15 protein-coding genes and 1 pseudogene are annotated in these 17836 nt (G+C 71.1%); 9 read left to right on the plus strand and 7 right to left on the minus strand.

The window, feature by feature from the left end; all coding sequences use genetic code 11:
• Positions 1 to 699: 699 nt before the first annotated feature.
• The 4 genes and pseudogenes from ACN6LM_RS04555 to ACN6LM_RS04570 form a co-directional block, all read right to left on the minus strand.
• Positions 700 to 801, minus strand: a pseudogene (locus ACN6LM_RS04555) (transposase); the annotation flags it as partial.
• Between the two features lie 36 nt (positions 802 to 837).
• Positions 838 to 1293: a TIGR02611 family protein gene (locus ACN6LM_RS04560; RefSeq protein ID WP_445063962.1), complete on the minus strand. Its 456-nt coding sequence runs from the start codon at positions 1291 to 1293 to the stop codon at positions 838 to 840.
• 234 nt (positions 1294 to 1527) lie between these two features.
• Positions 1528 to 2883 (minus strand): flavin monoamine oxidase family protein, encoded by a 1356-nt coding sequence (locus ACN6LM_RS04565; RefSeq protein ID WP_445063963.1) that lies wholly within the window; start codon positions 2881 to 2883, stop codon positions 1528 to 1530.
• A gap of 746 nt (positions 2884 to 3629) precedes the next feature.
• Complete coding sequence (locus ACN6LM_RS04570) at positions 3630 to 4145, minus strand: TetR/AcrR family transcriptional regulator (RefSeq protein ID WP_445063964.1); 516 nt, start codon at positions 4143 to 4145, stop codon at positions 3630 to 3632.
• A gap of 280 nt (positions 4146 to 4425) precedes the next feature.
• On the opposite strand from ACN6LM_RS04570, the gene ACN6LM_RS04575 reads away from it, so the two are divergent.
• The 3 genes from ACN6LM_RS04575 to ACN6LM_RS04585 all read left to right on the plus strand — a co-directional run bounded on the left by ACN6LM_RS04575 (position 4426) and on the right by ACN6LM_RS04585 (position 8594).
• Complete coding sequence (locus ACN6LM_RS04575) at positions 4426 to 4977, plus strand: TetR/AcrR family transcriptional regulator (protein WP_445063966.1); 552 nt, start codon at positions 4426 to 4428, stop codon at positions 4975 to 4977.
• Positions 4974 to 6506, plus strand: coding sequence for an MFS transporter (locus ACN6LM_RS04580; protein WP_445063967.1), 1533 nt, complete (start codon positions 4974 to 4976; stop codon positions 6504 to 6506). The genes ACN6LM_RS04575 and ACN6LM_RS04580 overlap by 4 nt, the downstream gene beginning before the upstream one ends.
• 291 nt (positions 6507 to 6797) lie before the next feature.
• Positions 6798 to 8594 (plus strand): phosphatidylglycerol lysyltransferase domain-containing protein, encoded by a 1797-nt coding sequence (locus ACN6LM_RS04585; protein ID WP_445063968.1) that lies wholly within the window; start codon positions 6798 to 6800, stop codon positions 8592 to 8594.
• Between the two features lie 87 nt (positions 8595 to 8681).
• Here ACN6LM_RS04585 and ACN6LM_RS04590 read toward each other — a convergent pair whose 3' ends face one another.
• Both ACN6LM_RS04590 and ACN6LM_RS04595 read right to left on the minus strand, forming a co-directional pair.
• A complete protein-coding gene (locus ACN6LM_RS04590; protein ID WP_445064042.1) occupies positions 8682 to 9677 on the minus strand; it encodes a serine hydrolase domain-containing protein in 996 nt (331 codons plus the stop codon).
• A 101-nt stretch (positions 9678 to 9778) separates the two neighbouring features.
• A complete protein-coding gene (locus ACN6LM_RS04595; RefSeq protein ID WP_445063969.1) occupies positions 9779 to 10687 on the minus strand; it encodes an IclR family transcriptional regulator in 909 nt (302 codons plus the stop codon).
• Positions 10688 to 10741: 54 nt separating this feature from the next.
• Between ACN6LM_RS04595 and ACN6LM_RS04600 the strand changes: the two genes are divergently transcribed.
• The 5 genes from ACN6LM_RS04600 to ACN6LM_RS04620 are packed head-to-tail and all read left to right on the plus strand — an operon-like array spanning position 10742 to position 15837.
• Positions 10742 to 12316, plus strand: a complete 1575-nt coding sequence (locus tag ACN6LM_RS04600; protein ID WP_445063970.1) for an ABC transporter substrate-binding protein — start codon at positions 10742 to 10744, stop codon at positions 12314 to 12316.
• Positions 12316 to 13296 (plus strand): ABC transporter permease, encoded by a 981-nt coding sequence (locus ACN6LM_RS04605; RefSeq protein WP_445063971.1) that lies wholly within the window; start codon positions 12316 to 12318, stop codon positions 13294 to 13296. Before ACN6LM_RS04600 ends, ACN6LM_RS04605 begins: the two co-directional genes overlap by 1 nt.
• On the plus strand, positions 13293 to 14198 hold the full coding sequence (locus ACN6LM_RS04610) for an ABC transporter permease (RefSeq protein ID WP_445063972.1): 906 nt from the start codon (positions 13293 to 13295) through the stop codon (positions 14196 to 14198). The genes ACN6LM_RS04605 and ACN6LM_RS04610 overlap by 4 nt, the downstream gene beginning before the upstream one ends.
• Entirely contained in the window at positions 14195 to 15022 is an 828-nt protein-coding gene (locus ACN6LM_RS04615; RefSeq protein WP_445063973.1) for an ATP-binding cassette domain-containing protein, read from the plus strand. Before ACN6LM_RS04610 ends, ACN6LM_RS04615 begins: the two co-directional genes overlap by 4 nt.
• A complete protein-coding gene (locus ACN6LM_RS04620) occupies positions 15019 to 15837 on the plus strand; it encodes an ATP-binding cassette domain-containing protein (protein ID WP_445063974.1) in 819 nt (272 codons plus the stop codon). Before ACN6LM_RS04615 ends, ACN6LM_RS04620 begins: the two co-directional genes overlap by 4 nt.
• Before the next feature lie 182 nt (positions 15838 to 16019).
• Here ACN6LM_RS04620 and ACN6LM_RS04625 read toward each other — a convergent pair whose 3' ends face one another.
• Positions 16020 to 16976 (minus strand): ROK family protein, encoded by a 957-nt coding sequence (locus ACN6LM_RS04625; protein WP_445063975.1) that lies wholly within the window; start codon positions 16974 to 16976, stop codon positions 16020 to 16022.
• Positions 16977 to 17017: 41 nt separating this feature from the next.
• Here ACN6LM_RS04625 and ACN6LM_RS04630 point away from each other — a divergent pair, with 41 nt between their 5' ends.
• A complete protein-coding gene (locus tag ACN6LM_RS04630) occupies positions 17018 to 17827 on the plus strand; it encodes a creatininase family protein (protein WP_445063976.1) in 810 nt (269 codons plus the stop codon).
• The last annotated feature ends 9 nt before the right edge of the window (positions 17828 to 17836 follow it).

A 17836-nucleotide genomic window follows, 5' to 3' on the forward strand; every position in this document is an offset into this window, starting at 1 on the left:
CCTATGCGAGCCGAAGGAGCCTGCACCTCTGGGCAAGCACGTCATTCTGGAATGATCACTTACCCGCCGGACCCCCATGACCTGATCACACCGCAGGTCCTCGCGGTCGACCGACGGTAGGGGTTCGTGGGCCGGGACACGCTGTCGCACCCTCGCGGCGCGAACCCGATCGCGTCGGGGGCGCAAACGATGCGACGTGACGAAGAATCCATGGCCGCACGAGGCAGGGTTCACCCTGTCGTGTTCCGCGGGTGACTCGCTCCGGTTCCAACGGGGGTAGCGGCGGGTGTGGGGGTCTCGGATAGGGTCCGGCATGCGATCTCGAACGGGCGGCATGTGGTGGGGCACCACGATCGATGCCCCGGATCCCAGCGGCTTGGCGAAGTTCCATGCCGAGCTCCTCGATTGGCACATCGGGCACGAAGAGCCGGGAACAGCCATCGTGGCCGCCTCGCCGCGGGGACCGTTCTTCGTGTTCCAGCAGGCGGAGGGCTGTCGGTCTCCGGTGTGGCCACCGGCCGACGGTGACCAGCGCCCGATGATGCCGCTTCGATTTCCAGGTCGGCGACCTGGACTCGGCGGTCGCCGAGGCGGTGGCCCTGGGCGCCGTCATCGCGGAGTTCCAGCCGAGGGAGAACGTCCGGGTGCTCTTCGACCCGGCGGGCCATCCCTTCTGCCTGTGCCGCGACGACGAATGCATCAGGCGACGTTCGCCCTGTCGACGACGGCGCGTAGGCGCCGGTCGTCGGCATGGCGATTTCGCCGGATGATGTAGCGGCGGGTCATGCTCTCCCGTATTTTGTCGGCTGGCCACAGTCCCGTGGCGTCCGTACTGGTTCACTTTTTAATCGTCCACGGCATAATCATGCCGAACTTCCAGACGTAGATCCCGATCAGCGCCGTGATGATCACAAGTCCCACTGTGGTGAACATGATATTGCGCCGCCGCACCTTGGGGTCGAGCGCGCGCTGGGCGGCTGCGGTGACCTTGTGTCGGGTCCAGCGCAGGGCAATCTGTGCCCAGACGAACTCGGTTGCCCAGATGGCCATACCTGCGAAAATCACGAGCCAGCCCGGTCCGGGTAGCACCAGCATCGCGACGCCGGCCCCAACCACAGCGAGACCAGCGAGGAAGATCCCGACCTGCCAGCCCGCCCGAAGCAGACTTGACTTCCGGATGAACCCGGGTGCCCGCGAGCCCAGTTTTCCTTCCGCTGCCCACTTGCCGTCCGCAGTGGAATCAGTGGCAACCGTCACGGCGGCCCCATTCTGGTTGTTGTTCTTCGCGTTCATCAAGCCCTACCTATCGGAACCGGGAGCATGGCCGGAATGGACGCATGGCCCAAAGGGGTACGTGCATCCCAGGAATGGGAGAGACGCACTGCGGACCCAGCGGGAGGCTCCCACCGCCAGGCGGGCCGTTTCAGCTCGCGCGGGGTTCGTGACTGCGCGCACAGCGGGAAGTTGCTGCGGTCCGGGGCGTGCGGTGGGGTTGAGGCCGGGGGGACCCGGGGCCGGCGGGTGTCGTCACTGCCCGGAGTCCAGGCGTTCTGCCACTTCGGTCGCCGCGCGCCGGCCTGAGAGGATCGCGCCGTTCATGCTGCCGGACGTCTCATCGGCTGTCTCGGTGCCGGCCCAGTGCACGCGTCCGACCGGCTCCCGCAGGAACGGGCCGAAGGTGGTCCACGCCTTGGGGCCGACTGCCGGGTTCGGTCCGCCGGGTGCGAAGGAGTCGTTGCCCCAGGAGAAGTCGGTGTAGTCGATGGCGTGGCGGGCGGGCTCACCGTACAGGTGGATGAGGTGCCTCATGACGCGGTGGCGGCGCTCGTCGCTGTCGTATGCGTCGAACCCGCGGGCGTCGCAGAAGACCATGAGGATGCCGGGGCCGGTTGCCTCTGGGCTGACGTCGAAGGTGAGGAAGACGGTCTCGTCGTCGGACATCCCCTCTCCTGACAGGCCTTCGTCTCGCCAGAAGGGGCGGTCGTAGGCGACGAAGGCCTTGCTGAGGGCTCCGAGCCGCCAGCTGCGGGCGAGCCCGTAGTGGCGCTGCGGGAGCGGGGGGGTGAACTCGATGGTCGAGCGGTGCGTCGGGGACGCCGTCACGATGGCATACCGGGCGTCGATCGTGTGCGTGCCGGTCTCGACCGAGACGCAGTCGTCGAACGTGGTGATGCGCTCCACCGGAGAGTCGACGAGCAAGCGGTCTTCCAGTGTGTCGGCGAGCCGGCTGACCAGCGTGTGTGTCGTTCCCAGCACCCGGTCCTGCTGGTCGCCGCCCTCGACGGTGAGCATGAACTCGATCCCGCCGAGGTTCTTGATGTACCGCAACGCGTTGAAGAGTGACACGTCGCTCACGGGTGCACCCCACTGGACCAGGCTGAACATGGTCAGGAATTTACGGGTGTCCTTCAGGGCGTGCTCGGAGGTCAGCCATTCACCGAGCGACAGGGAATCGAGCCGTGCGGCTCGGGGATGCTCCCAGGGGGACGAGACGGGAAGGTCGTCGACCATCCTCTGCAGCTTGTTCAGGATTCGTGTGATGTCGAGCATCGCCCAGGGCGCCATGGCGGTGGCGCTCTCGATCTTCCTTTTCCCTCCGAAGGACATGACTCCCTTGCCCTGGTGGAACTGTGGCACGAACTCGCAGTCGAACCGGCGGGCGAGATCGCGAACCGCCTCGTGGTGGGGTGCCACCCAGGTCGCTCCGGCATCGACGGCTACACCCGCGACCTCGACCGTGTGAATCCGTCCACCGACGCGATCGCGGCCCTCCACGACTACGACGTCGTGCCCCGCTCGCGCGAGCTGGTCCGCAGCTGCTAGCCCTGCGAGCCCGGCACCGACGACGACTACGTCGGTGGATCGGCTATCGGCAGTGCTCATGGTGGTGCTCCCGTCCGTGCGTGGCCTGGCGGTCTCTCTGCCCAAAAAACTGTACTGACGTGTCAGTGTAGTTTCAAGGTGGGTTCTTTCAGGGTGAGGAGAATCCGGAGAGCGCGCGACGGGCGCCGGCCCGCCTGCTGAGCCCTTCGCACGGGCGCCCCGAACGCTCATGTTCCTCGGATGATGGTGAGAGCCCGATGCTGTGCCGGTCCTGCCCAGCTGTCCGAGGGTGTCCGAGTACGGAGCGGGCGACCCGGTTCCCTTCCTGTCGCGACCGAGCGTCGTCACTTCGTGTTCCTGAGCGCTCGATCGCGGCCCCGGAGCGGCCTGCGGTCCCGGCCGGTGCGCCGCGCAGGCAATGCCGGTACGTGAGACGTGCGTGATTCGGGCAGGGGCGGGCGAGGGGCCGGCCGGGCAGGCCGTGTGCGCCCCCGGACGTTCGAGTCATCGACGGCGCAGCCGCCCGGACACGGTGACGGGCAGCGGAGGGTGGCCGGCTCAGGCCGGTGGCTGACCGGGGCAACGTCGGGAAGACCGGCGGCGCCGGTGCGTGACCATGGCTGCCGTCCATGCGCCGTCGCACGGGGACAGTCCGGCGCTCGCCCACCCCATGGAGGCCGTCCGGCGGCAGGAGCTGGGCCCACTTGAGCAGGTTGCGTACACGGACCGGATACTCCTGACGGTCTGCCCCGGTCTCGGGCGGCCGCAGCCCACCAGCCGAATGCCGCCGCCTCGTCTCGCGATGATCAGTGAGTGCCGGGGGTGGCGAGGCCCTCGAGTTCGGTGCGCAGGGCTACGAGCTCGGCATGGTCGGGTTTGAGCCCCCACCCGGTCATCAGGCCGGCGCCGTCGATGGCGTTGAGGATGACGGTGCGCGCTCCGACCGAGAGTCCGTCTTCGGCCATCTTGGCCTTCCAGTGGGCCCCGTCCTCGGCGAGGATCTCGGGCACCCCGGGAGTGACGGCAAGGGCGGACAGGAGGAACAGCCGCTTTCCGACGGCATCGATCTCGTCGCCCTCCAGCGATACACGAATGAAGGCGCGCGCCAGGCGGCCGGGCGCCTGCCCGCTCTCGATGCTGTCCTCCACCGCCCGGTGGACCTGGCCGAGCACGTCGCGGGCCAGTGCGATCCACAAGGCGTTCTTCGAGCTGTAGTGATAGATCACGGCCCCGCGAGTCATGCCGGCCGCGGCCGCCACGTCATCGAGGGTCGCTCGGGCCCCCTGGGTCGCGACGACGCTCCTCGCGGCGTCCAGGATCAATCGCTTGGTGTCGTCGGGCCCTCGTCCTGCGGTGCGTCCCATCAATCTCTCTCAGGTGCAGTAGCGATATCTCTCGGCGAACAGTGTGCCCGACCGCCCTGCGGGGTCCTGGCGGTCGGGGGCCTGCCAGGGACAAGCGGCCCAGGCCCGGTGGACGGCCCGCAAGCGGCAGGCGTGTCTTGTCGGCGATACCCCGAGGGGTGGTCGGAGGACGTCGCTCGTGAGAGTCACCTCTGAAGCATGTGAGACATTTTTGTCTCGCGCGGGTTATGGTTGACTCATGAGTTTCGATCGCGATCATGTGCTGCGTACTACTGCCGATCTGCTGTCACGCAGGGCCACTGCGACCACGGAAGAGGTCGCGCGGGCTGCCGGGGTCAGCCGGGCGACGCTGAACCGCCATTTCCCCGGGCGTGAGGCCCTGGTGCGGGCGCTGGAGGACCTCGGTATCGCCGAGTGCGAGGCGGCCCTGGAGGCGTCGCGTCCGGAGGACGGGCCGGCCGAGGAGGCGGTTCACCGCCTGGTCCGCGCCCTGGAACCGTGTGCGAGTCTCCTCGCCTTCCTTTACTCCGAGAACCAGCTGTTCGAGGGGGAGGAGCAGAACGCGGGTTGGTCGCGCATCGACGACCGGCTCACCAGCCTGTTCCGCCGGGGCCAGGAAAGCGGTGCCTTTCGCATCGACCTGAGCGCGACGTGGCTCACCGAAGCCCTCTACGGGCTGCTGGCCGCCGGCAGTTGGTCCGTCACCGAGGGCCGGGTGGCCCGCAACGACATCAGCCACATGATCGCCGAGCTGCTGCTCGGCGGCGCCGTCCGCAGGGAGGCGTCATGACCCAGACTCTGCACAAGGACGGACAGGGCGGCACGCAACAGGCCCCGGGCCGGTGGATCGCCCTGGGCGTGCTGGTCCTTGCCGTCCTTCTGGTCGCGGTGGACGCCACCGTGCTCGGTCTGGCCACGCCCTACCTCAGCGAGGACCTGCAGCCTTCCGGGACCCAGCTCCTGTGGATCGGTGACGCCTACTCGTTCGTGATCGCCGGCCTGCTCATCTCCATGGGCAGTCTGGGCGACCGCATCGGCCGCAAGCGCCTGCTGCTGACCGGTGCGACCGCGTTCGGCCTGGTGTCGGTACTCAACGCCTACGCGCAGACCCCCGAGATGATGATCGTCGCCCGCGCGCTGCTCGGTGTCGCCGGTGCCACACTGATGCCTTCCACGCTCGCGCTGATCCGCAACCTCTTTCACGATCCGCGTGAGCGCAGCCTCGCCATCGGCATATGGAGCGCCGCCGCGTCGGCGGGCATGGCGGTCGGCCCGATCGTCGGCGGCGTGCTGCTGGAGCACTTCTGGTGGGGGTCGGTCTTCCTGATCAACCTGCCCGTGATGGCGCTGCTCGTCGTCGTCGGGATCAAGATGCTCCCCGAATCCCGCAATCCCTCCCCGGGGCCGTGGGACATGCCGAGTGTTTTCCTCTCCCTGATCGGCATGGTCGGCGTCGTCTACGCCGTCAAGGAGGCCGCGGCCGAGGGGTTCGGCTGGCTCACCCTCGCCGCAGGCGTGCTCGGTGCGGCCGCCCTCTACGGGTTCGTCCGTCGCCAGCGCACCCTGCCCATCCCGCTGGTGGACGTCCGGCTGTTCCGCAACCGCGGCTTCAGCGGTGCCGTTGTCGCGAACGTACTGACCATTCTCGGGCTTTCCGGACTGTTGTTCTTCCTCTCCCAGTATCTGCAACTCGTCCAGGGCCGGCGGCCCATCGAAGCGGGCATCGCCGAACTGCCGGCCGCCGCGGGCGCGGTCGTCGCCGGTCTGGTCGCCGGGGCCGCGGCACGACGCTTCTCGGTGCGCGCGGTCGTCTCCAGCGGCCTGGCCGTCATCGGACTGTCCCTGGCCGCGCTTACCACGCTCACCCAGTCCACCGGCTACCCGCTGATCGGCACCACCCTGCTCGTCGTGGGCTTCGGCGCCGGACTCTCCTTCACCATCACGTCGGACATCATCCTGACCGCTGTCCCCAAGGAACAGGCCGGTGCCGCATCCGCGGTCTCGGAGACGGCCTACGAACTGGGTACCGCCCTGGGCATCGCCCTGCTCGGATCAGTCGTCACCAACATCTACCAGGGCTTCACCGGACCGGCCGGAACCCCGGAGGCGGCACACGAATCCCTGGCCGGAGCCGTTGTGGCCGCCGTCCACATGCCCGCCGACGCGGCCGCGGCCCTGCTGCGGGCAGCGCGCGACTCCTTCGTCGACGGCGTAGCGCTCGCCGCGGGCGTCGGCGCCTGCCTGCTGCTGCTCGCCTCTGCCGTCGCCTGGGTTCTGCTGCGCGGCCAGAAGCTGACCAACGAACCCGTCCAACACTGAGGAACGAGGAGAACGACGAGAGCGGCGCTCGTCGCCGTCCACCCTCACTCGCGGGCCGGGCGCACTGGCAGGGCCCTTGCCCGCCGCCCGGACCCGCAGCGACGGACGCTCGCTCGCCGGCCGCCTGCGCGCCCCCGGCCCCCGCCTACCCCGAAGGCCGGACGAGTCTTCCGAACGGAGGGCCTCGGCCGGGCAAACCTCCCATGCCGTCGGCCGAGCCGTGGTCCGCCGCCGGACACACCACGACGGTGTCCCGTGCACCGCCCACAACAGCCCGCCCAGGAAGATGCGATGAGCCACCCAGCCAACCTCCAGACCACCGCAGCACACACATCCCCCTTCTCGCAACGGGCCGCCTCCTACGCCGTGTGGTACCTGCGCATCGTTACCTTCATCAACTTCCTCAGCGCGGTGTGGGTGTCTCTCGGCCAGGGGGTGCGGCGGCACAACGAGCAGGACCTGTTCACCCCCTACCTGCTGACCGCGGGCTTCGCCTCCGGTGTGGTCACCGCTTTCCTCGCGGTGACCATGCGGCGTCGCAAGCGCGCGGCCTGGATCCTCAACCTGGCGCTCAGCGGCGGGTTCCTGGTCCTCGTCTGCTTCGCCATGTTCTTCCCGCAGATGCGGCAACACCCACAGAACTGGGTCTCGGTGCTACTGACCGCCCTGTTCGTCGCCGCGCTGCTGGCAGGGCGGCGAGAGTTCTACGCCAAGGGGGACCGCTCCAACCCCAAGCTCGCCGCCGCGGTTGCCGTCGGCGGACTGCTGACGTCCTCGCTGCTCGCCTGGCTTCTGGTGACCGCTACGAACCGGGCACCCGATGCGGGCCATGCCTCCTTTGCCGAGCGCTGGCGCTACGGCACATGGCAACTGATCACCGTCACCGTGGACAAATCGCACTTCCCGGCCATCGCCATCCCTCACTGGGCCGGCGTCACCATCAACGTGCTCGGGACCGCGCTCGTGATCGCCATCGCCTTCGCCGCGTTCCGAACCCGCCGCGCCGTCGACCCGCTCAGCGAGGACGACGACCGACAACTGCGGGCCCTGCTGGAGATGCACGCGGAACGCGACTCGCTCAGCTACTTCTCGCTGCGCCGGGACAAGAGCGTGGTGTGGTCGCCGACCGGGAAGGCCGCGGTCACCTATCGCGTGGCCGGCGGCGTGTCGCTGGCGTCCGGGGACCCCATCGGCGACCCGGAGGCCTGGCCCGGAGCCATAGCCCCCTGGCTCGCCGAAGCGCGCGCCCACGGCTGGGTGCCGGCCGTCATGGGCGCGAGCGAGGAAGCGGGCACCATCTACGCCCGTCACGGCCTGGACGCCCTGGAACTCGGCGACGAGGCAATCGTCGAAGTCGCCGACTTCACCCTGGAGGGCCGTGCCATGCGTACCGTGAGGCAGGCCCACAACCGAGTTCGGCGAGCCGGCTACACCGTGCGCATCCGACGCCACCAGGACATCGCACCCGATGAGATGACACGCCTGGTGGAGCGCGCCGACGCCTGGCGCGACGGTGCTACCGAACGCGGGTTCAGCATGGCGCTGGGCCGGCTCGGGGACCCGCAGGACGGGCGGTGCGTCATGGTCGAATGCCACGACTCCGCCGGCGAACCGCGGGCCCTCCTGTCCTTCGTGCCATGGGGCCCCCGTGGCGTCTCCCTCGACCTGATGCGCCGCGACCGCGACTCCGACAACGGCCTGATGGAGTACATGATCATCGAGCTGCTGCACCGCGCAGGCGAGACCGGCATCACCCAGGTGTCCCTGAACTTCGCGATGTTCCGCTCCGTATTCGAACGCGGAGCACGGCTCGGCGCCGGACCGGTACTGCGCCTGTGGCGATCCCTGCTGCGCTTCTTCTCCCGCTGGTGGCAGATCGAGTCCCTCTACCGCGCCAACGCGAAGTACCGTCCGATCTGGGAGCCGCGCTTCCTGCTCTTCGAGAAGAGCGTGGACCTGCCCCGCATCGCACTGGCGTCAGCCCACGCGGAGGGCTTTCTGGAGGCACCCGGGCTGCCGAAGTGGCTTCACCGCAAGCGCCTGCAGGACGAGCGCCGGCAGGCGGCCGTCGCTCCGGAGGGGCGTTAGCGAGGTCCCCGTAGTTCGTCACGGCTTGCCATGCAAGGGGGGCTCCCGCCCCGGTGCGCGCGTGGGGGCCGCCGCCGTGTTCCGCGTTCAGAGTGAGTGGAACTCCCGCCTCAGCTCGGTGAATCCGCGTTCCACCCGGCTGGGATGCACGCGGTTGGTGAGCAGGATCGCGTAGCGGCCGGCCGCCGGGTCGAGCCACAGGCTCGTGCCGGTGAATCCCGTGTGACCGTAGGAGGCCGGGCCGAAGGTGTCGCCGACCGGGGAGCCGGTCGAGTCCTGCCCCTGCCAGGCCAGGGTGCGGCGCAGGTTGAGGTGGTCGGTGCGCGGAGCGGTCATCAGCACGAGGGTGTCCGGCTCCAGCAGCGGGGGCCCGCCGCCCAGCAGACCGAGCGCGATGCGTTCCAGGTCCGCGAGGGTGGAGAAGAGGCCCGCGTGTCCGGCGACGCCGCCGAGTACGACCGTGTTCTCGTCGTGCACCTCGCCGACGACGGTCCGCCCGCGCCAGGGGCAGGCTTCCGTGGCCACCGCGCGCCCCCGGTGAGCGGGCGCCGGCCGGAAGCGGGTGTCGGTGAGGCCGAGCGGGGCGCACATGAGCTCGCTCATCAGCTCGTCCAGGCTCCGGCCCGCCGCCTGTTCGGCGATGAGGCCGAGCAGGATGAACCCCTGGGACGAGTACGTGACCCGGGTGCCGGGCGCGGCGGTGCGCGGCAGTGTGCCGAGCGCCGTGAGCAGGGACTCACGGGTCGGGTGGTCGCGGTAGAGCGGCACCCCGCCCGGCAGCCCCGAGGTGTGGTCGAGGAGTTGGGCGATCGTACGGGGAGCGTGCGGGCTGTCCGCGTAGCGGGCCAGATGCTGTCCGACGGTGTCGCCGAGGCGGAGGGCGCCCCGGTCCACCAGTGCCATGACGACCAGGCCCACCAGCGGTTTGGTCACCGAGGCGAGGTCCCACAGGTCGTTGCCGTCCAGCGCGGCCCCACCATGCGCGCGGGTGCCTGTCCAGCCGCGGTCCCACGGCCCTTCCGTGTCGCCGAGCGACCAGGCGGCACCGGAGTAGAGGCCGCGCTCCCGCCCGCCCTCCAGCAGCCGGCGTCGGGCAGCCGCCCGTGCCTCGCCGGTCGCCGCGCCTCCCCGCCCGGGGGTGGCCCGTCGCGCTCCGGCGGACTTCGTCGTGCGTCGGTCGGCGCTCACCGTGACTCCTCCGCCCTGCCGCTCCCACCGGTTCTTCCCGCGCCGAAATCCGTGTCGCGGTCGGGGCCGGGCACCAGTCCGAGCCGTGCGCCGGCCTGCGCGGCCAGGCCCGCCGAGACCGCGGCGGCGGCCGACCGCACCATCGGCCCGTACAGCCGAGCCGCGGCCTCGTCCAGCGTGAAGGCGAGCCCCGTCAGCACGAGTGCCCCCACCGCGCGGCCGGTCGCGTCCCGCACCGGGGAGGCGAGCGCGCGGCGGTCGAGCCAGGCGTCGGTGCCGTCGAACGCGTAGCCGTCCCGGACCGCGGCGGTCAGGGCGGCGCGGGTCACCTCGTCGGCGGGTGCACCGTCGGGGCCGGCGGACAGTGGTCCGCTCTCCCCGTCCGGCAGGGCGGAAAGCAGGGCGAGGCCCGCCGCTCCGGCGGTCAGGGGTTCGCGGAAGCCGGGGGGCAGGTCGAGACCGAAGTCCTGCGCCGGAGCGCGGACGTCCAGGTGGATGACCGCGCGGTCGTCGCGGACCGCGTACGAAGCGAACAGCCCGGTGCGCACACGGAGTTCATCCAGCAACGGACCTGCCCGGCGCAGGGCGGCGTCGTCGGCCAGCGCGCCCGCGGCCAGGCCGAGGAGCCGGGGCCCCGGCCGGTAGCTGCCGCCCGGGCCGGCCTCGGCGTAACCCGACGTGGCGAGCGCACGCAGCAGTCGGTGCACGGTCGGCTTGGCCAGTCCCGTGCTTCGGGCGAGGTCCGCGAGGCGGTGCGGCGCACCCGCCGCCGCGAGGGCCGTCAGGACTTCCATCGCCTTGTCCACCGGGCCGGGCGCGGGCGGTGCGCCATCCGCTTCGGCGGCGCCGACGGGCGCCGCGGCGGAGGTCTGCTTCTGCGGACGACTGTTGACCGGTTTCCCCATGTGGCCTACCTTACCCGAACTGCATTCCATTCACCGGAACGAGTGTGTTGTCCAATGGAACGAATATGCGAAGGGGGAGGCGGCCCGGGCCTCGGGTGCTCCCGCCGATCGGTGCTGCGTCTGAGCGGCCTCGCGGTGCCCGCTCTCGCCGCACCAGCCCTGCTGACCGGGTGCGGAGCCCCGTCGGCGGCCTCGGCCGGCAACGTGCTGCGGGTCTCCCAGACCGGGGACCCGAAGACGATGGACCCGCACAAGCAGGGCGACATGACGTCGATGAACGCCCTGATCAACATGTTCGACACGCTGACCACGCGGGGTCGCGACAACTCGCTCCAACCGCGGATCGCCCTGTCCTGGAAGGCCGTTGAGCCCGAGGTGTGGCGGTTCGAGCTGCGCCGGGGCGTCACTTTCCACAACGGGGAGCCGTGCGACGCCGAGGCTGTCCGCTTCAGCATCGAGCGGCTGCTCGACCCCGCGACGAAGTCGCCCATCGTGGAGTTGCGTTACGTCGAAGGCGTCAAGGTGGTCGGCCCGTACACGGTCGATGTGCGCACCTCGGTGCACGACCCGATCCTCCCCGCGAAGCTGTCCCTGTTCGGCGGCGTCGTGGTACCCCCGCGCTACCTCGCGAAGGTGGGCGACGAGGGCTTCGCCGCACACCCGGTGGGCACCGGTCCGTTCACGTTCCGGCACTGGCAGCGCGACCACGAACTGCGCCTCGCCGCCTTCGACCACCATTGGCAGGGCCGCCCGCACGTCGACGAGCTGGTCTTCGTACCCGCCCCCAACTCCTCCTCCGCGCTGGCCGCGTTGCAGAGCGGGGGCGTCGACATCGTGGCGGGCATGACCCCGGACGCGGCGCAGCAGCTGGCCGGCTACCCGGGCGTGCGGATCGGCCACCACACCGGCATCCGCACCTCGTACCTGTCACTCGACACCCTCACCGGGGGACCACTGCCCGACCGGCGCGTACGGCAGGCGCTCAACCACGCCATCGACGTTCCCCTGCTCATCAAGGCCGTGCTCGGCGGAAAGGCCACCGAGGTGCCGGCGATGATCCCGCGCGGCGCCTTCGGTTTCGACGAGTCCGTGAAGCCCTTCGAGCGCTCGCTCACCAAGGCCCGCGCGCTGCTGGCCGAGGCCGGGCATCCCGACGGCATCAGCACCTCGATCACCGCCTCCAACCTGGACGCGAACGTGGCCGAGGCCATCGCCGGCCTGCTGGCCCGCGCCGGTGTCCGGGCCAGGGTGAATCTGCTCGACCCGGGCACGTACTCCCAGCGCCTGACCTCCTCCAACCACGGCGCGCTCGGCCCCGTCTATCTCGCCGCGTCCACCGTCTGGACCATGGACGGCGAGAGCATGCTCCAGTCGAACGTACGCAGCGACCGGCGGCAGAGCCGCTGGCACCACCCGGGCGCCGACCGCCTGGTGGACCGCGAAGAGCTGTCCGTGGACCCGGCCGTGCGCCGCCGCGCCTTCTCGGAACTCCAGCAACTGATCAAGGACGAGGCACCGTTCGTGCCCCTCTACCAGATCGACAACATCTACGTGCACAACACCCGGCCCAGCTGGACGCCCGGCGCCGCAGGGGTGCTGGACATGGCGAGCGCGAAGGTGGCCGTGTGATGAGCCAGACCCTGACCGCGCCCGGCGTACGGGCCTCCGGGCCCAGCCGTGCCTGGACCGTGCTGCGGCCCGCCGCCTCCCGGCTCGGCACCGCACTCCTCGTCCTGCTGTGCACCGCCACCGTCGTGTTCTTCCTGGTACGCCTGTCCGGTGACCCGGTGAAGGTGATGCTGCCCCCCGACGCCACCGCCCAGCAGGAGGCCGTGCTGCGGCACAGCCTGGGACTGGACCGGCCGCTGCTCACGCAGTACCTGGACTACCTGTGGGGCCTGCCGCGCTTCGACTTCGGCGACTCCCTCTTCTACAACCAGCCGGTCCGCGCGGTCCTGGCCGACCGCATCCCCGCCACGCTGCTGCTCGCGGCAGGAGCCTTCGTGGTGACGCTGGTGATCGCCCTGCCCGCCGGCACGATCGCGGCCATGCGGCGCGGCAAGGCCGCCGACCGCGGTGTCATCACGGCCGTCCTGATCGGCCAGTCGACCCCCGCCTTCTGGGTGGGCATCCTGCTGATCCTCGTCTTCGCCGTCGGCCTGCACGCACTGCCCGCCTCCGGATACGGCACCTTCGCCCACGTCGTACTGCCGTCGATCACCCTGGCCGTCTACTCCGTCGCCGTCGTCGCACGGCTGCTGCGCTCCTCACTGATCGACGTGCTCGGCTCCGACCACATCCGTACGGCCCGCGCCCGCGGCCTCGGACCGGTACGCACCGTGCTCCGGCACGGACTGCGCAACGCCTCGCTGCCCGTGGTGACGGTCGTCGGGCTGGAGATCGGCAGCCTGCTCGGCGGCGCGATCCTCACCGAGCAGGTCTTCTCCTGGCCCGGCGTGGGCCAGCTGACCGTCCAAGCCATCGCCAACCGCGACTTCCCCCTGGTTCAGGGCACCGTGCTGCTGTTCGCCGCCACCTTCGTCGTGGTCAACCTGCTCGTGGACCTGTCCTACGGCCTCCTCGACCCGAGGGTGAGGAACTCCCGATGACCACCACCGCCCCCACAGCCCTTCCCACCGCCCCCGCTGCGACCTCGGTCCAGCCCTCCGTGCTGCGCTCACTGCTGCGCAACCGGCTCGCCGCCGTCGCGCTCGTCTTCCTCCTCCTGATCGTCGTGTGCGCGCTGTTCGCCCCGCTGATCGCGCCCGCCGACCCGGCCGCCCAGAACCTCCTCGGCCGGCTCCAGCCCCCCGCCTGGCAGTCCGGGGGCGACACAGCCCATCTGCTCGGCACCGACCAGCTCGGCCGCGACCTGCTCTCCCGGGTCGTCTACGGCACCCGGGTCTCCCTGCTCGTCGGTGCGGGCGCGGCCCTGCTCGCCGGTGTGATCGGCACCGTCGCCGGCCTCGCCTCCGGATTCCTCGGCGGCTGGACCGACCGGGTCGTGATGCGGTTCGCCGACGTCCAGCTCGCCTTCCCCGCGATCCTGCTGGCGCTCGCCGTCGTCGGATTCGTCGGCTCGGGCCTCGGCTACGTGATCCTCGTGATCGGGGTCACCGGCTGGGTCTCGTACGCCAGGGTGGTGCGCTCCGAAGTACTGTCGCTGCGCACCCGCGACTTCGTCACCGAGGCCCGTGCGATCGGCGTCGGCGACCTGGCCATCATGCGGCGCCACCTGCTGCCCAACGTCATGGCACCGCTGGCCACCATCGGGACGCTGCACATCGCGTCCGCCATCGTCGCCGAGGCATCGCTCAGCTACCTGGGCCTCGGCGTCCCCAAGGAGACGGTGACCTGGGGCGGCATGCTCGCCGACGGACAGCTCTACCTCGGCACGTCCTGGTGGATCGCCGTCTTCCCCGGCATCGCCCTCATGCTCACCTCCCTCTCCATCAACATCCTGGGCGACGCGCTGCGCGACGTCGCGGACCCGAAGGCGTACCGCCGATGACCGACCCCGAACAGACCCCGCCGGCCGCACCCGTCCTCGAATTCCGGGACCTCCGCGTCGACTTCGCGCTCGCCTCCTCCACCGTGCACGCCGTACGCGGTGTGAACCTCTCGGTCGCCGCCGGCGAGACGCTGGCCGTCGTCGGCGAGTCCGGCAGCGGCAAGTCGGCCACCGCCCTGTCCGCGATGCGCCTCAACCCGGAACCGCCGTGCGTGTACACGGGCGGCCAGGTGCTGCTCGACGGCCAGGACGTACTCGCCCTGCGCGAGAAAGAGCTGCGCAAGATCCGCGGGGCCCGGATATCCATGGTCTTCCAGGACCCCATGACCAGCCTCGACCCCCTCCAGCGAGTGGGGGACCAGGTGGCCGAGGTGCTGCGGCTGCACGGCGACCACACCCGGGCCGAGGCCCGCCGGGCCGCGCTGACCGCGCTGGACGAGGTCGGCATCCCCGACCCGGAGCGACGCTACGGCCAGTACCCGCACGAGCTCTCCGGCGGTCTGCGCCAACGCGTCATGATCGCCTCCGCACTCGTGGCCCGGCCCCGCGTCCTCATCGCGGACGAGCCCACCACCGCGCTCGACGTGACGGTGCAGCGACAGATCCTGGAGCTGCTCGTTCGGCTCCAGCGACGCCACGGCATGGCCGTCCTGCTCATCACCCATGACCTGGGCGTCGTCGCCGAAACGGCCGACCGCGTCGTCGTCATGCGACACGGCGAGGTCGTCGAGACCGGCGACGTCGAACAGGTCTTCACGCGTCCCGCCGCCCCGTACACACGCGAGCTGCTGGCAGCCACCCCCCGACTGGAGCCCGTCGCATGACCACGACCCCGCTGCTGGAGATCGAAGGACTGCGCAAGGAATTCCCCGGCCGGCCGCCGAGCGTCGCCGTCGACGACGTCTCCCTCACCGTCCGGGAAGGCGAGACCTACGCCCTGGTCGGCGAATCCGGCTGCGGCAAGACGACGCTCACCCGGCTGCTGCTGCGGCTGCTCGAACCCACTGCGGGCAGCGTCCGGTTCGACGGCACGGACCTCCTCGCCCTCAAGGGGGCGGCACTGAGGCCACTGCGCCGGCAGATGCAGGTCGTGCTCCAGGACCCGTACTCCAGCATGAACCCGCGGCTGCGGATCGCCGACATCGTCGGGGAGCCGCTCGTCACCCACGAGGAGTGGGCCCGTGGGCGGCGCGGCCGGGCGAAGGTGCGCGACCGGGCCGGGGAGCTCCTCGACGCCGTCGGCCTGGACGCGGGCATCCTCGACCGGTACCCGCACGAGTTCTCCGGCGGGCAGCGCCAGCGCATCTCCATCGCACGGGCCCTGGCACTCGAACCCCGTCTGGTCGTGCTCGACGAACCGACGAGCGCGCTCGACGTCTCCGTACAGGCCCGCGTCCTCGACCTGCTCGCCGATCTCCAGGAACGCCTTGGCCTGACCTACTTCTTCATCTCGCACAACCTCGCCGTGGTGCGGCAGATCGCCGACCGGGTCGCCGTGATGCGACAGGGCCGCATCGTCGAGTCCGGCACCGCGGAGCAGGTGTTCGCCGCACCCGAGGACGCGTACACCCGGCGCCTCCTGGACGCCGTGCCGGTTCCCGAACCCGGCCGCCGGATCCTGGGGGGAGTCGGCGCGTGAGGTCCGTACCAGGGCGTGTTCCGAAAGTCCCTGTCCGGCGGCGTCCGGCACGCACGCTCACGGCGTTGTCGGGACCGCCCCGGCACACCCCGGGTCGGGGCGGCCCCAAGTCTTGCGATCGCACGCCCCGGACGCCGCCGGGCCCGCCCTGCGGGCGAACGGAGCTCCTCCCGGAACACGCCCTAGGCCCCCGACAGGACCAGCCCCGCCGCTCCCAGCAGCGTGCCCATGTCCGCGGCCTCGCCCAGGACCACGGTGGGGAGCTCGCCGCCGCCGAGCGCGTCGGCGCGCAGCCGCGACTCGACCAGGGCCCGGAACGGCTCGCCGCCGTCCAGGGCCTCGCCGTGCAGCACGAACAGGCCGCACGCGAACAGCTGCTGGACGGTGGCGAGGCCCAGCACCAGGTTCTCCGCGTACCGGTCCACGAGACGGGCGGCGGCCGGTGCGTCGGACGCCACCAGGGCCGCCAGGGTGGCCGCGTGCTGGAAGAAACCGTGCTCGGCGGCGCGCTCGCGCAGCCAGCGGGTCGTCGCCACGGTCTTCCAGCAGCCGCGCCGTCCGCAGGTGCAGAACTCACCGCTCGCGGTGACCGTCATATGAGCGCCGCTGCGACCGCCGGCCGGAGCCAGCACCTCCCCTTCGTAGAGGATGCCGACGCCGAGAACGTCACCGGTCGCGACGGAGGCGAACGAGCGCCGACCGCGTCCCGCACCGAACCAGCGGTCACCGAGCACCTGCACTCGCGCCCGGTGCTCGACCCGCACGGGTGCGCCCGACAGGTCCGCGAGCCGGGCGGCCACCGGGTGGCCGCGCAGCGCCGGGGCGTCGTTCACCTCGATGATCCGGCCCCCCACGGGGTCCACCACACCGGCCGCCGCCACACCCACCCCGAGCAGGGACTGCCCGTCGAAGACCGCCGCGGCCCCGCGCAGCGCCGCGTCCACGAGGGCCGGGTCCGAGCCCGCCGGGTCGAAGCGGGCCTCCGTCCGCGCGAGTACGGCGCCGGTGCGGGTGAGCAGCGCGGCACGCACCAGACCGGGCAGCACCTCGACGGCGCCCAGCACACCGCCGTCCCGACCGGCCGGCTCGTCCGGCCGCAGGTCGGGCACCAACCGCAAAGGAATACGTTCATGCGCCATGCGCCGACTCTGTCATGCCCCCGGACCGGGGAGACAGCGGCATGACCCACCGCAATCTCACCGAGACCACCTGGCGCGAGACACGGGCGGCGGCGCCCGAGGCGATCGCCGTCCTGCCGATCGGCTCGCAGGAGCAGCACGCCGAGCACCTGCCGATGGGCACCGACACGATGCTCGCCGACGCCGTGGTCTCCCGGGCCCTGGCCCTCCTCGACGAGCGGGCCGCCACCGGGGAGGCCGTGCCCTCTCTCGTACGCCTGCCGACCCTGCCGTACGGACACAGCCCGCACCATCTGTTCGCGGCGGCGCTCACGCTGTCGGCGCCGGTGCTCGGCATGGTGCTGGACGAGCTCCTCGACTCGCTGGCCGCCTGTGGCTACCGCCGGGTCCTCGTCGTCAACGGTCACGGGGGCAATGACGAGATCATGCGGCTCGCGGTCAAGCGGTTCGCACTGCGCGCCGACGTCACGGCCGCCGCGTGCTCGTACTGGACACTCACCGACACCGGTGAGCCCGAAGACGGCGCCGAGGACCCGGACGGGCTCCGTGCCCAGCTGGTGCCCGGACACGCCGGCTGGTTCGAGACGTCGCTGATGCTCGCCGCGCAACCGGCACTGGTACGCGCCGAGCGGGCCGTGAACGCGCCGGTCGAACCCCCGCCCCTCTTCGACAAGCCGCCCTACCCCGGACTGACCGTGGAGCGGCACGGCGAATGGGAGCGGGTGGGCGGCGCCACCGACGACGCGGCCGGTGCCGACGCCGAGCACGGCCGGCGCCTGCTCGACCGGCGCGCCCGCGGCCTGGCCCGGGCCGTACTCGCCTTCGACGCCGCGTCGCGCCCCCTCGCGTGACCCCCACCA

The organism is Streptomyces sp. SAS_281, assembly GCF_052542855.1.